Origin of the sequence: Streptomyces sp. Tu 2975, from assembly GCF_009832925.1 — a bacterium.
GTDB lineage: Bacteria > Actinomycetota > Actinomycetes > Streptomycetales > Streptomycetaceae > Streptomyces.
In genome coordinates this window covers 1,517,652-1,531,544 of sequence record NZ_CP047140.1, presented here as the reverse complement: position 1 = coordinate 1,531,544, position 13,893 = coordinate 1,517,652, and the positions used below count along the sequence as shown (strand labels likewise).

The window sequence follows — 13,893 nt, the reverse complement described above, 5'->3', positions numbered from 1 at the left end:
GACAAAGTCTTGACGGGGTCGCGGAGCAGCCGTAGAAACTCTCCCAGCCGCAACCGGGCGGCCGGGAGAGAAGGCGGACCCCACCATGCGTAGCCCCCGCACGGCAGCAGCCCTGCTCGCCGCATGTGCCCTGGTCGTCGTCGCCGGATGCAGCAGTTCCGGCGGCAAGGACGCCGACGAGAAGCCCACGGGGGACGGCGCGGGCGGCGAGGCCGCGAAGACCCCCCGGATGAAGATCGCCATGGTGACGCACTCCGGTCAGGGCGACACCTTCTGGGACATCGTCCAGAGCGGCGCCAAGGTCGCGGCGCGCAAGGACAACGTCGACTTCCTCTACGCGGCGAACCCGGAGGGCAAGGAGCAGGCCCAGCTGGTCCAGACGTACATCGACCAGAAGGTCGACGGGATCATCGTCACCCTCGCCAAGCCGGAGGCGATGAGCGACGTGGTGAAGAAGGCGGTGGCGGCGGGCATCCCCGTCGTCACGATCAACTCCGGAGCGGAGTTCTCCGACGGCCTCGGCGCGCTCAGCCACATCGGCCAGGACGAGTCGGTGGCCGGCGAGGCCGTCGGTGAGGAGCTCAACGCCCAGGGGAAGAAGAAGGCGCTCTGCGTCATCCACGAACAGGGCAACGTCTCCCTCGAGGCGCGCTGCGCCGGCGTGAAGAAGACCTTCGACGGCACGGTCGAGAACCTCAACGTCGAGGGCACGAACATGCCCGCCACCACGTCTTCCGTCGAGGCGAAACTCCAGAGCGCCGAGGACATCGACGCCGTCGTCACGCTCGGCGCGCCGTTCGCCGCCGCGTCGGTGAAGGCCAAGCAGGGCGCCGGGTCGGCGGCGGAGATCAGCACCTTCGACCTCAACGCGGAGGTCGTAGCCCGTCTCAAGGCCAAGGAGATCGCCTTCGCGGTCGACCAGCAGCCCTACCTCCAGGGCTATCTCGCGGTCGACGAGCTGTGGCTGAACAAGGTCAACGGCAACGTGATCGGCGGCGGCAAGCCGATCCTCACCGGCCCCGCCCTCGTCACGGAGAAGGACGTCCCCGCGCTCGAGAAGCTCACGGCCGACGGCACGCGGTGAACGCACCCGAAGCGGCCCTCGCAGCCGCCTGCCCGCCCCCGCTGCCGACCCCGCGACCAGCGATGACCGATACTTGGGCGGCCGGCCGGGTCCGCCCCGGGGCCGGCCGCAGCAGGCAGGACAGCGAGTACGGCAAGAAGGGCACCACGTCGTGGCAAGGGCAAGGACAGGGGTACGCGCGCTCGGCGCGGTGCTGGCGGCGGTACTCGGAGTGTCCCTCGCGGGATGCAGCAGCACCGGCGGCAAGCGGGCGGAGGATGCCCGCAAGGCCCAGGCCGCGGCCGGGAAGGCCGCGGTGAACACGCCGCGCTGGACGTTCGCCATGGTCACCCACTCGGGCGACGGCGACACGTTCTGGGACATCGTCCAGAGCGGCGCCGAGCAGGCGGCCGCCAAGGACAACATCAACTTCCTCTACGCCCACAGCGACGAGGGACAGCAGCAGGCGCAGCTCGTCGACTCCTACATCTCCAAGAAGGTCGACGCGCTGATCGTCACACTCGCCAAGCCCGACGCCATGAAGGCCGTCGTCGCCAAGGCCCGCAAGGCCGGCATCCCCGTGATCACGGTGAACTCCGGCTCCGAGCAGTCCAAGGCGTACGGCGCCCTCACCCACATCGGCCAGGACGAGACCATCGCCGGAGAGGCCGTCGGCGACGAGCTCGACGCGCGCGGCAAGAAGAAGGCCCTGTGCGTCCTGCACGAGCAGGGCAACGTGGGCCACGAGCAGCGCTGCGCGGGCGCGAAGAAGACCTTCGGCGGCGACATGCAGAACCTGTACGTCGACGGCACCAACATGCCCGACGTACAGGCATCCATCGAGGCGAAGCTCCAGGCCGACCGGTCCATCGACTCCGTCGTCACCCTCGGCGCGCCGTTCGCGGACGCCGCCGTCCAGGCCAAGAAGACCGCGGGGTCCGAGGCCGAGATCGACACCTTCGACCTCAACCCCAAGGTGGCCAAGGCGCTTCAGGAGGGCACGCTCGGCTTCGCCGTCGACCAGCAGCCGTATCTCCAGGGCTACCAGGCAGTGGACCTGCTGTGGCTCTACAAGTACAACGCCGACGTCCTCGGCGGAGGGCGGCCCGTCCTGACCGGACCCCAGATCATCACCGAGAAGGACGCCGCCGAGCTCGAGGAATTCACGGAGCGGGGGACCCGATGAGCACGAGCGCACCACCAGCCACGCCCGACAAGGCGCCGGACAGGGCGGACGAGCGGCTGCTGCGCACGTCGCCGCTGCGCAAGCTGATGGGCCGCCCCGAGCTGGGCTCGGTCGTCGGCGCCGTGGCCGTCTTCGTCTTCTTCTCCGTCGTCGCGGACGCCTTCCTCCGGACGTCCAGCCTCGCCACCGTCCTGTACGCGGCCTCGACCCTCGGCATCATGGCCGTACCGGTCGCGCTGCTGATGATCGGCGGGGAGTTCGACCTCTCCGCGGGTGTCATGGTGACCAGCTCCGCGCTGATCTCCTCGATGTTCAGCTACCAGATGACCGCCAACGTCTGGGTCGGGGCCCTTGTCTCCCTGGTGGTCACCCTCGGGCTCGGCGCTTTCAACGGCCTGATGCTCACCCGTACGAAACTGCCCAGCTTCATCATCACGCTCGGCACGTTCCTGATGCTGACGGGCCTCAACCTCGGCCTCACGAAACTCATCAGCGGCACGGTCTCGACCAAGTCCATCGGCGACATGGAGGGCTTCCCGTCCGCCAAGAGCGTCTTCGGCGAGTTCACCGTGGGCGGTACGACGATCAAGGCGACCATCGTGTGGTGGGTCGTGCTGATCGCGCTGGCCACCTGGATCCTGCTCCGCACCCGCTTCGGCAACTGGATCTTCGCGGTGGGCGGCGGCGCCGACGCTGCCCGCGCGGTGGGCGTCCCGGTCAAGCGGACCAAGATCCTTCTGTACATGGGTGTGGCCTTCGCCGCCTGGGTCTCCGGCCAGCACCTGCTGTTCTCGTTCGACGTGGTGCAGTCCGGCGAGGGCGTCGGCAACGAGCTGACGTACATCATCGCCGCGGTCATCGGCGGCTGTCTGATCACCGGCGGCTACGGCTCGGCGATCGGCTCGGCCGTCGGCGCGCTGATCTTCGGCATGACCAGCAAGGGCATCGTCTACGCGGAGTGGAACCCGGACTGGTTCAAGTTCTTCCTCGGAGCGATGCTCCTCCTGGCCACCCTGCTCAACGCATGGGTACGCAAGCGTGCGGAGGCGACCACCTGATGAGTGCCCTTGTCGAGCTCGACGACGTCAGCAAGTACTACGGCAACATCAGGGCCCTCGAAGGCGTCTCCCTGGAGTGCCACGCGGGTGAGATCACCTGTGTCCTCGGCGACAACGGCGCCGGCAAGTCGACCCTGATCAAGATCATCGCGGGACTGCACCGGCACGACGCCGGCACCCTGCGCATCGAGGGCGAGGAGACCTCGCTCGCCGGCCCGCGCGAGGCGCTGGACCGGGGGATCGCCACCGTCTACCAGGATCTGGCGGTCGTCCCGCTGATGCCGGTCTGGCGCAACTTCTTCCTCGGCTCGGAGCCGACCCGCGGCAAGGGCCCCTTCAAGCGACTCGACGTGGAGACGATGCGGCGCACCACCCGCGCCGAGCTGCTGCGGATGGGTATCGACCTGCGCGACGTCGACCAGCCCATCGGGACGCTGTCCGGCGGTGAGCGACAGTGCGTGGCCATCGCCCGCGCCGTCTACTTCGGCGCCAAGGTGCTGGTGCTGGACGAGCCGACGGCCGCGCTGGGCGTGAAGCAGTCCGGTGTGGTGCTGAAGTATGTGGCCGCGGCCCGCGACGCGGGTCTGGGCGTGGTGCTCATCACCCACAACCCGCATCACGCCTATCTGGTCGGCGACCGCTTCGTGCTCCTCAAGCGCGGTGTCATGTCCGGGAGCCACACCAAGCAGAGCGTCACACTCGACGAACTCACCCGGCAGATGGCGGGCGGCAGCGAGCTGGAGGACCTCCGCCACGAGCTGGAGCGCGCCCCCGCGCCCACCCACCTCGGCGGCCACGCCGTCGACACCGGGGAGCCCGCCGGCGAGGCGCGCGGGAAGGACTGAGCCCGCGGGCCTACTAGCATGGGGGCGGACCCCCACCCGCCCCGGACACCACCCGCCGAGGACCCGGACCGGCCACCACGACCCGCAGGGACGACTTGAGTACGTACCGCGACTTCACGAACCGAGGCACCGCACGCGCCACCGTCCTGAAGACGGTCGGCACGCGCGAGCGGCGCTCGCACCTCACGGCGCCCCGCGTACCCACGGTCGGCATCGACATCGGCGGCACCAAGGTGATGGCGGGCGTCGTCGACGCCGACGGGATCATCCTCGAGAAGATCCGCACCGAGACCCCCGACAAGTCCAAGAGCCCCAAGGTCGTCGAGGACACCATCTGCGAGTTGGTGCTCGACCTCTCCGACCGGCACGATGTGCACGCCGTGGGCATCGGCGCGGCCGGCTGGGTCGACGCGGACCGGTCCAAGGTGCTCTTCGCGCCCCACCTCGCCTGGCGGAACGAGCCCCTGCGCGACGCCCTCTCCGCCCGTCTCGCCGTGCCCGTACTGGTCGACAACGACGCCAACACCGCCGCCTGGGCGGAGTGGCGCTTCGGCGCCGGACGTGGCGAGGACCACATCGTCATGATCACGCTCGGTACCGGCATCGGCGGCGCGATCCTCGAGGACGGCCAGGTCAAGCGCGGCAAGTTCGGCGTCGCCGGCGAGTTCGGCCATATGCAGGTCGTGCCCGGCGGCCACCGCTGCCCGTGCGGCAACCGCGGCTGCTGGGAGCAGTACAGCTCCGGCAACGCACTGGTCCGTGAGGCCCGCGAGCTCGCCGCCGCCGACTCACCGGTCGCCTACAGCATCATCGACCGGGTCGGCGGCAACGTCGGCGACATCACCGGGCCGCTCATCACCGAGCTGGCCCGCGAGGGCGACGCGATGTGTGTCGAGCTGTTCCAGGACATCGGGCAGTGGCTCGGTGTCGGCATCGCCAACCTCGCCGCCGCCCTCGACCCGTCGTGCTTCGTCATCGGCGGCGGCGTCAGCGCCGCCGACGACCTGCTGATCGGTCCCGCCAGGGACGCGTTCCGCCGTCACCTGACGGGCCGCGGCTACCGCCCGGAGGCCCGGATCGCCAAGGCCCAGCTGGGCCCCGAAGCGGGTATGGTCGGCGCGGCCGACCTCGCGCGGCTGGTGGCCCGACGCTTCCGACGGGCCAACCGGCGCCGTGTGGAACGCCACGAGCGCTACGAGCGCTACGCACAGGCCCTGCGCAACCCGAGTTCTGTACGCCCCACCCAGGAACCGCCGTCATGACAACGCTGACCACCCGCCAGCCCACGCCGCAGCCGACTCCGCCGACCCCCGAGGGCCGGCGCCACATGATCGTGCGCCGCTGGATCACCGCGATCGTCATCGTGCTGCTGATCGGCATCCCGGCCGGTTATCTCGTGATCTCCGCCGGGCAGAGCCGCGCCAGCGGCCGTGACAAGGAGGCGGAGTCCGCCGCCCAGGGCCTGCGTGACTTCTGGCCCTCCATCATGAAGCGCCGCATCTTCGAGGTGCCGGTCCCCAAAGGCGCCACGCGGGTCTCCTACTTCGAGACCAGCAACTGGAAGACCAGCCGGCTGTACGTCCAGTTCCGCACCTCCCCGAAGGGCCTCGACACCTTCCTGAAGGGCGCGGGGACGAGCCGCGCGGCCCTCGAGAACGGCAAGGTCACCATCGGCGACCGGGACTCCGCCGTGGTGGGCTGGAACTTCAAGCTGAAGGGCCGTGCCTGGGCCGGGACCGTCCACAACCAGAAGGACCCACGGCCGAGCAAGGACATCACGGTCGACCTGACCGAACCGGACCGCCCGTGGGTGTACGTGGTCTCCACGGCCAACCCGTAGGAGCCCGCACCGCCGTCCGACAGTCGGTTCCCGGTGCGTGCCTGTGGCTCCTGATGCAGGCCACGGTTCGGTGGGCCGGACGGTGTTGAACGCAAGCCCGCTGGAGCTCTCCCCGGTACCGGGGGCCTCTTCCCTGCGCACCCAGCTGTGCCAGGAGCCGTCGAACCAGCGGGCACGCACCGGGCGGCGTGTCACGGTCACCCCGTCGCGCGGTACCTCCTCCTCGTGCCCCATCAGTCCTGGCGTGATCAACAGACCCTCCGGGCGGGAGTCGAGGCCGGGACCGGTCAAGTCTGTCAGCCGGAACCGGATCACCGAGGTCCGGACCGGCTCCGGGACGAGTGGGATCCAGAAGTCGGGCACCACGGTCTGCACCCGTACGCGGGCAGCCCGCCGGTCGAGGCCGGCTCAGAATCGTCACTCACAGTCGTGCGCCTAGATGCAGGGCACGACGGCGGCGAGGTGATTTCGATCGTGAGGGGCGCCGAGAGGCAGCTGGCAGCGTCGATCATCTGGATGAGACCGACCACGCCGTCGCGGGCGTCCGTTTCCTTCTCCGTCTACCCGAGTCCACCGAGACGGAGGGCGCTCCTTATCTCGCTGAGCTTCGCGGTCGTCGCCGGGGTCCACTCCTTCGCCTGCTCACCGAGACGGAGGGCGTTGTCAATCTCGCTGAGTTTCGCGGAGGACAGGGCGCCCGCCCGCTCGATCAGGTCGTCCCGGGACACGGTGGTCAGCCACGTGCAAGGGGTAAAGCCCGGACGCGGGAACGCGAACCGAAGCACGCCTTCAAAGGGCAGTCCTTCCACGGCGCCTACTGCCACTTCGACGCCGAGACCGGTGATGTCGACACCCGCCCGAGCGACGACCTGCATCACCCGGATCCCGGACGCGTCGTCTCCCGACAGCAGCACGACCGGCCGCCGCTCGTCGAACTCCACCCACCAGACTTCGCCACGTTGCACATGTCCTCCTGACACAGGACTGCGGGCGGACGCTGCGCGACCCCGACGCGCTGTGGAGACGGGTGCGGCCACCCGTTGATCATCGGTGTGTGAAGACAAACGTTCACGCGGTGGTCGCAGGTCACAGCGTAGACCCTGCCCGCTGGCAGGAGGCGTTCGAGGGCTTGATGAGCCGGATAGCGGGACGGTTCACACGGGTCGAACCCCAGTTCCAGGTCCGGAAGTTGGTGCTCGGACTGCTGTCGGGCCTGCCGCGCAAGAACTGCTGGACCATCGCCGAATGGGCCGGGGAGAGGACCCCGGACGGCATGCAGCACCTGCTGGGGCGGGCCAAGTGGGACGCCGACCGGGTCCGCGACGATGTGTGTGACTACGTGGTGGACCACCTGCACGACGACCAGGCGGTACTGGTGGTCGACGAGACCGGGGACGTGAAGAAGGGCACCGGCACGGTCGGCGTCCAGCGCCAGTACACCGGCACCGCGGGCAGGATCGAAAATGCCCAGGCCGCCGTCTACCTGGTCTACGCCGGCCGGCGCGGGGATGCGGCAGTGGACCGGGAACTGTACGTGCCGCGTTCATGGACCTCCGACCCTGACCGCTGCCGGGATGCCGGACTCGACCAGGACACCGCCTTCGCCACCAAGCCGGAACTACGGCTGGAGTACTAGCCGTCCCCCTTCTCCTCGTGGGCCTTCTCGACCCAGGTCCCCGCCGCGATCCCTGCCTGTTCGAGGTGCCAAGCGGCCTGCAGGCAATGGAGTGCGGGATTGCCGATGGCCCAGAACAGATCGCGTGCCGGAACGAGTTCGGCAAGACGAGTGGTGAGCTTGCCCACCTTGAACGGTTCATCGGCGTGATCTCCGTTCCGCAGTTGCGCGAGGACATCGAGGGAGTCGTCCCCCTTTTCTTGTGCCTTCCAGAAGTCCTGAACTCCTGCGATTTCCCATTTCGGGGGAGGATGCTTTTCAAAGCCCATCCGAGAGCGCGATCGGAGGCGATGGAGAAGATGGCATTGGTGCACACTTCGGCAGCCTCGCCGAGCGGTACGTCCGGCATGGCTTGAGCGGAAACGGCCGCTTCTTTCCGCTTCTTCATCTCGGCGGTCTGCTCACGGAAGACCTCCTGAGCTTTGGCCCCGTCCTCCTGCGATCCCCCGGGATCACTCAGTTTCGGCAGCGACGAGGCGGCCTGAGCTGTGGCCTTCGCCAGCGCGAGCCGTTGAGCCGGAGGGGTCTTCGGAGCGCTGGCCACTTCTGCCGCTCCGGCCACCTGCGCCTTAGGCCCTGTCAGCTGATTCCATACCGGGGCGGAACCCGCTGATCGGCCGGACCCACCTGCGCCTTTCTGAGCCAGTGCGGCGGTCAGCGGGTCAATGATCAGGACCAGCTCCCTGCGGAGCTCGGGGGGCGTCTCGGGGTCACCGATCATGTCCAGGGCCGAAGTTGCCTGTTCCACCGTCGAGATGGTGCCTGCCCGCAGTTCGGGCGGCACCCCCGGGTCATGACTGCCCTCCAGCGCGGAGGCCACCTGCCGCACGATCGCGGTCAGCTGCTCCCGCAGCTCAGGGGGTGTCTCAGGGTTGGTGATCACTGCCAGCGTGGAGGTCACCTGCTGTGCGATGTCGGTGACCTCTTCGCGCTCCTGTGGTGGCGTCCTCGGGTCCTGAATCGCTTTGAGTGTGGCAGTCAGTTGCTCCACGGCCGGCGCGAGTTCCGCAGGGGCGTTCTCCCCTGCCTCCTTCAGGCTCGCCGTTGCCGTTTCAATCTCCTTGTTCTGCTGAGCCAGCTGTCCGGAGACCAGTCGGTCCGACTCTCCGCCTTCTGGCGTCCCGTCAGGCCCTGGCGTTTCTCCTGGCGTGGCGGTGTCTCCCGGTGTGGCTGTGTCGCCGGGTGTGGCGTTCTCGTCCGGAGGGGGCGTGTCGCCCGGTGGGGGAGGGTCTTCCGGATCCGACGGTGGCCCTGTGGGAGTGCCGGGGGGAGGCGTATCCGGCGTCGGGGGCGGGTCGTCCGGTGTCGGGGGAGGAGGCGTCGTCTGAGCTGGTGCCGCCGCGCTTGCGCCGCCGAGGTGAGGCGCTGATGCGGCACTCGCCATTCCGGCCGGGAGCGCGAGCGAGGCGGCCAAGGCGGATGCTCCGACCATGCGGTAGAGGTTGCGCCGGGCGACTATGGCCATGATGCGTTCCAGATGCGCTTCTCGGTGGTATCGGCTTGTCCGTTGCGGACCGGCCCCTTGGGAGCAAGAACGGCTCCCCCAGGAGGTCTGGAGTTCAGCAATGCATAAGCGATCCAATTTCCACTCTTTACCCGAACAGTACATCCTGCAACGCGGAGTGTTTGAAGCGGCAAGTGTGTGAGTGGTGAAACGTGTCGCGATCAAGCGGTCCGGCGGCGTCCGGTCCGGTCGCGCTTCCCGTAGAGGGGAGGTTAGATAGTGCTTGTTTTCAAGACCTGCGCGAAGGGGACTGCGGCCGTGGCTCTGGTCAGAGCGACGCCATATCTTTCTCTTTCTCGCTCATCCTCTTCCGCTGCATCCCTCTTGAGCTGAAGGGCCTCCCTGGGCTTGTGCGACAGGACATATGACCGGATCTCGGCGCTCGATCCGGTCCACCCGTAGTAGGAGACCACGTATCGAGGCCTGCGAGTCACATTGATCATGTTGTTGTTGTGCAGGACTCTGGCGCGGTTGATGATGTGCTCATCGCATTCATAGGGAGGGCAGTAGAACTGCTTGTCCTCCGGACGCCAGGAGTAATGCGGGACGCTGAATTCATCGTCGATTCTTCCGCGATCCTTCCGCATGATGGTCAAGGTCAGGTCGGCCTCGATCACGTCGTACGTGGCGGACCTGGGCAGTTGAACCACTCGTTCTTTCACGTACTGCTCGCCGGGCTCGAGCCAGTTGCCCGGTCCGTAGAACCGTGCGGCGCTGATCGTCTCCCGGGTGGGATGCTTTTCGTAGCGTCCTACTCTTGATTCGTCCGTTTTGGCATCCACCAACTTTCTCCACTCGAGGAGACCGCTCCCGTCACTCGCGTGCTTCGTGGAAGATCCGTAGATCCCGTAACCATCGCTCGTGATGTAAGCCGGCACTTTACCGGAATTACGTGCCCGGAAGGTCACGGGGAGAAGGATGACCGGCCGCTTCGTATCCGCTTGCGGTGTCCCGAATTTCACTTCGAGGTCGAACATAACCGGGGCGGATGTTGGTTGATAGAGTGCGGAATACGCCAGGTTGAAGGTGGCCAGAAGCGTCGTGGCTGTCACCCCGGCCGCAAATTGTTTGGGGTAAGGAATTCCTTCCCATGCCCTTTCCCTGAGGAGCAGCTGGAGTGCCCAGAGGGACCAGCCGGTGAGCGGAAGGTACGTCAGCACATAGGGTGTGTATTCTCTCTCCTCGAGCCACATGAACAGCAGCAGGCCGTTGGTGACCAGTGCGATGAACGCGCCGAGCAGGATCAGCGCTCCGGAAAGTCTGAGCTTTCGTCTTCCCCAGTAATCGAGCACCGCCAGTGCCGCCACGCCCTGCACCGCTCCCGCGAAGGCGAAGAGGAAGCCGGTGACACGCCCCGCGAAAGTCAGGGCCCCGATGGCGTCAGGCATCCCCACGATGATGAGCAGGACCATGGAGCCCAGCAGACCGGCCATCATGAGCGCGATGGTCGCGCGTCTCCGCCCGACGGGGGCCGGCCACGTCCCGCTGTCACCGCCGAGCCAGACTATGAATGACTTGTCTTCGACATCCACGTCCTCCGGATGACCGAGACGACGGAGAACCTTTCGTAACCCCCGCAGTGACCAGGCGCTGCCTACCGTCTTGCCACCCATGGTGACCTCGCGCAGGCCGCGGTCGTCCGGTGGCTGCACCACCACCTTGGGTTTGTTCATGGGGCCACGATCAGATTCGCCCCGGGTGCGTGCAAACCAGGTTGGACCGTCCAGCGCAGCCGGAGGGGCCGCGGCCCGGCCTCAGTAGCGGGGCTTGGCGACTTGGCCGTAGGCCCATTCACGGCCCTTCGACATTTCGAAGTGCAGGTGCGGTCCGGTGGAATTCCCTGTGTTTCCCACCTTCCCGATCTGCTGGCCCACAGCGACCTTCTGGCCGGGCTTCACCTGCCGCTGTGAGAGGTGGCAGTAGGTGTAGACGTGACCGTTGTCCCCTCGCAGTCCGATCCACTGGCCGTACGCGCCCCCCTCGCCGTTGGACCAGGCGATGGTGCCGGTGCGCACGGCGACCACCGGGGTGCCCGACCGGGCGGCGAAGTCCTGGCCGGTGTGCCGGCCGATGCGGTCCGGCGCCGGCTTCCATGCGTACGGGCCGGGTGAGAAGAATTCGAAGGTGACCCTGTGGCCGGGCACGGGGGACGACACGCGTCCCTTGCCGGGGGCGCCTGCGCGGCCGGCGGCGGGTCGGGCCCCTTTGCAGTCGACGGTGAAGCGGGCGTGACGGCCCAGTGTGGTGAGGGACTTGCAGCCGGGAACGCCGTCGGCGTCCGCTCCCTTGAAGCCCTGGGCGATCTGCTCGGCACGGTATGCGGCCTTGGTCTGTTCGCCGAAGAGCCCGGTGGCTCCGTCAGGGATCTTGCGGCCCCGGGCGATCAGGGCCTTCTGTACCGTGCGGACGTCCGCGTTCTTCTTGCCGAACCGGACGTTGGAGAGTGCGACCATGGCGGTCTCCTTAGTATCCGCGGGCAGGCCGGTTCGGGTCCGCCTGCTGTACAAGGGCGGCGAAGTTCGAGCCCGACCGGTTCACGTGATAGCGGTCGCGCACGTAGTTGATCGTCGCGCACATGTCCGCGACCACGTCGTAGGGTGTGGTGGCCGTGCCCGCCTGGTGGTAGGTGGCGAATGTCGCCGGGATGCACTGCGTGGCGCCGCGGGAGCAGTTCTGCGGGTGGCCGTCCGGCGCGAGTCGGCCCCGCGCGTTGACGTCCACCAGGTTCACCCGGAACCTCGGGTGGTTGTGGATGGACTCGCGCCGGGTGATGGTGGTCAGCGCCGGTACGCCGAACCGCGGATCCATGCCCGTCAGTTCACACGCCTCCTTGGCGTAGCGCCGCATGGCAGCCTCCCCGTCGTCGTCGTCAGGGTCGTGGTAGGTCACCTGGCTGAGACCGATCCCGCCGTTGCGGGCGGCGGGTCGGGCACCTTGGCAGTCGACGGTGAAGCCGGCGTGACGGCCGAGGGTGGTGAGGGACGTGCAGCCGGGTACGCCGTCGGCGTCCGCGCCCTTGAAGCCCTGGGCGATCTGTTCGGCACCGTAGGCGGCCTTGGTCTGTTCGCCGAAGAGCCCGGTGGCTCCGTCGGGGATCTTGCGACCCCGGGCGATCAGCGCCTTCTGTACGATCCGCACGTCCTCGTTCTTCAGACCGAAGCGAACGCTGGACAGAGCGACCATGACTGCTCCCCTCCTTTCTTCGGTTCCGGGGGGTCGTACGGTGAGCCGGTGCGGGCGTGCGGCCGTGGGACAGGGTGTCGGGACACGATCCGCCGCCGGCTCAGCACTCACCGATGTCCGGAAGCCAGGCGTCCGGGTGGTCGATGAAAATGTTCGAGAGGTAGCCGCCGAGCGCCGGCACGAAGGACCAGGCGTTGTTGGTGTGGCCAGAGGCGTTGACCGTGTCGCCCTGTGTCTGGCACTGCACCAGCACGCGCGTCGGCCCGGACAGCACCGCGACGACGGGGGCCCCGAGCCGGGGCTCCGCCCGCACGTTGACTCCGGTGCCCCAGGTGACGAAGTTGCCTTCCACGCCGTCGCCGCCCCCGTCGACCGGAGCCTCTCCCAGGAGGGGTGCGCTCCAGTCCTGCGCTTCGTCGCAGCGCGGATCCGCGACCACCGAGAGATGGAAGTGCTTGTCGTGCGGGTTGGCACCGTCGTACGGCTCCCACTGCCAGCTCCGATTGGTGGCGATCCGGCTGTTGGCGATGACGTACTTGATCCTCGGGTCTCGGGAGCCGAGCAGTTGGTCGGCCACCTGCTGGATGTCGAGACCGTGCGCGGGATCATGGGTGAAGTCGCGGGCGGTGACGATGCCGGGTCCGTACCAGGGGTTGTGGTCACTGGCGTTGCCGCGCACCCAGTGGGCCTCGTCTCCTATGCCGCCGTCGGAGGCGATGCTGCGTCCGGGGAAGCGGGCGTCGAGCTGCCGCCGAAGGGTTTCCAGGCTGTTCGCGACGCGCCACGACATGGCGGCCTCCTCGTCGATGTTCGGCCCGGCGCCCGGTCGTCCACCGGGCACGGTAGGACGATCGATGCCGGGTGCGCCTTCGCATCCAACGCTACGGACGTGCCGTCAGCCCAGCGTCAACCGCCGTCGTCCGCTCGGGAGACCACGGCTCACGGCCGGTCACGAAGGGCGCGGCCCGGCCGGTGCACAGGCAGCATCCGGGTGAACTGAGGGGACGGTTCCACTCCCAGTTCCTCGTTCAACAGCCGGCGGAACGCCTGGTAGTGGTGGACCGCTTCGCTGAGGTTGCCCTCCGCGAGGTGCACCGACACGACGACCCGATGACCGCTTTCCCGCAGCGGTTCCGTGCGCACACTCGCCCACGCCGCTTCCAGCGCCAGGGCCGGCTTTCCTTGCCTGACGAGTGTCTCGGCCAGGGCGTCGAGCGCGTGCAATCGCAGTTGGCGTAGGCGTTCACGTTCCAACAGCACCCAGTCCTCGTCCCAGCCGGGCAGGAGATCCTCTCCTCCGAGCAGCCCCAACGGCAGGTGCGCGGGAAGTGGGGAACCGTAGCCCTGTACGACGCCGAGTGCCGTCTCGGTGAAGGTGTGGACGTCCACCTGCATGGCCTCCGTGGCCACGAGCCAGTCCCCGCAGCACCGGATTAGGGGCCCGTCATTGCGCGGCATTTTCCACAGAGCCGTACGCAGACTGCCCCGCGCATGCTCTTCGGTGACCTCCGGCCACAAAATGCCGGCGAGTACCGTGCG

General features: G+C 68.0%; 13 protein-coding genes and 1 pseudogene. 7 read left to right on the top strand and 7 right to left on the bottom strand.

What is annotated here, in order from left to right; translation table 11 throughout:
• Positions 1–85: 85 nt before the first annotated feature.
• The 6 genes from GLX30_RS06675 (at position 86) to GLX30_RS06650 (ending at position 5,992) form a co-directional block, all read left to right on the top strand.
• Positions 86–1,084, top strand: a complete 999-nt coding sequence (locus GLX30_RS06675) for a sugar ABC transporter substrate-binding protein (RefSeq protein ID WP_159684734.1) — start codon at positions 86–88, stop codon at positions 1,082–1,084.
• Between the two features lie 151 nt (positions 1,085–1,235).
• On the top strand, positions 1,236–2,249 hold the full coding sequence (locus GLX30_RS06670) for a sugar ABC transporter substrate-binding protein (RefSeq protein WP_159684731.1): 1,014 nt from the start codon (positions 1,236–1,238) through the stop codon (positions 2,247–2,249).
• Complete coding sequence (locus GLX30_RS06665; RefSeq protein WP_159684728.1) at positions 2,246–3,307, top strand: ABC transporter permease; 1,062 nt, start codon at positions 2,246–2,248, stop codon at positions 3,305–3,307. The genes GLX30_RS06670 and GLX30_RS06665 overlap by 4 nt, the downstream gene beginning before the upstream one ends.
• Positions 3,307–4,152: an ATP-binding cassette domain-containing protein gene (locus GLX30_RS06660; RefSeq protein ID WP_159684725.1), complete on the top strand. Its 846-nt coding sequence runs from the start codon at positions 3,307–3,309 to the stop codon at positions 4,150–4,152. Before GLX30_RS06665 ends, GLX30_RS06660 begins: the two co-directional genes overlap by 1 nt.
• A 95-nt stretch (positions 4,153–4,247) precedes the next feature.
• Positions 4,248–5,414 carry an ROK family glucokinase gene (locus tag GLX30_RS06655; RefSeq protein WP_159684722.1) on the top strand — a complete coding sequence of 389 codons (1,167 nt, stop codon included), beginning with the start codon at positions 4,248–4,250 and terminating at the stop codon, positions 5,412–5,414.
• Entirely contained in the window at positions 5,411–5,992 is a 582-nt protein-coding gene (locus GLX30_RS06650) for a hypothetical protein (RefSeq protein WP_159684719.1), read from the top strand. The genes GLX30_RS06655 and GLX30_RS06650 overlap by 4 nt, the downstream gene beginning before the upstream one ends.
• Before the next feature lie 560 nt (positions 5,993–6,552).
• Here the strand turns inward: GLX30_RS06650 and GLX30_RS06645 are convergent.
• Positions 6,553–6,957 carry a type II toxin-antitoxin system PemK/MazF family toxin gene (locus GLX30_RS06645; RefSeq protein WP_159684717.1) on the bottom strand — a complete coding sequence of 135 codons (405 nt, stop codon included), beginning with the start codon at positions 6,955–6,957 and terminating at the stop codon, positions 6,553–6,555.
• 167 nt (positions 6,958–7,124) lie between these two features.
• Here GLX30_RS06645 and GLX30_RS06640 point away from each other — a divergent pair.
• A pseudogene (locus GLX30_RS06640) lies at positions 7,125–7,613 on the top strand (IS701 family transposase); the annotation flags it as partial.
• Between the two features lie 11 nt (positions 7,614–7,624).
• Here GLX30_RS06640 and GLX30_RS06635 read toward each other — a convergent pair.
• The 6 genes from GLX30_RS06635 to GLX30_RS36060 form a co-directional block, all read right to left on the bottom strand.
• Entirely contained in the window at positions 7,625–7,936 is a 312-nt protein-coding gene (locus GLX30_RS06635; RefSeq protein ID WP_159684714.1) for a hypothetical protein, read from the bottom strand.
• Positions 7,937–9,383: 1,447 nt separating this feature from the next.
• Positions 9,384–10,844 (bottom strand): hypothetical protein, encoded by a 1,461-nt coding sequence (locus GLX30_RS06630; protein ID WP_159684711.1) that lies wholly within the window; start codon positions 10,842–10,844, stop codon positions 9,384–9,386.
• Positions 10,845–10,925: 81 nt separating this feature from the next.
• Positions 10,926–11,624 carry a peptidoglycan DD-metalloendopeptidase family protein gene (locus GLX30_RS06625; protein WP_159684709.1) on the bottom strand — a complete coding sequence of 233 codons (699 nt, stop codon included), beginning with the start codon at positions 11,622–11,624 and terminating at the stop codon, positions 10,926–10,928.
• A gap of 10 nt (positions 11,625–11,634) precedes the next feature.
• Positions 11,635–12,354, bottom strand: coding sequence for a hypothetical protein (locus GLX30_RS35070; RefSeq protein WP_244258037.1), 720 nt, complete (start codon positions 12,352–12,354; stop codon positions 11,635–11,637).
• 100 nt (positions 12,355–12,454) lie between these two features.
• Positions 12,455–13,195, bottom strand: a complete 741-nt coding sequence (locus GLX30_RS06615) for an SH3 domain-containing protein (RefSeq protein WP_244258036.1) — start codon at positions 13,193–13,195, stop codon at positions 12,455–12,457.
• A 98-nt stretch (positions 13,196–13,293) separates the two neighbouring features.
• Complete coding sequence (locus tag GLX30_RS36060) at positions 13,294–13,764, bottom strand: bacterial transcriptional activator domain-containing protein (RefSeq protein WP_347879692.1); 471 nt, start codon at positions 13,762–13,764, stop codon at positions 13,294–13,296.
• Between the last annotated feature and the right edge of the window lie 129 nt (positions 13,765–13,893).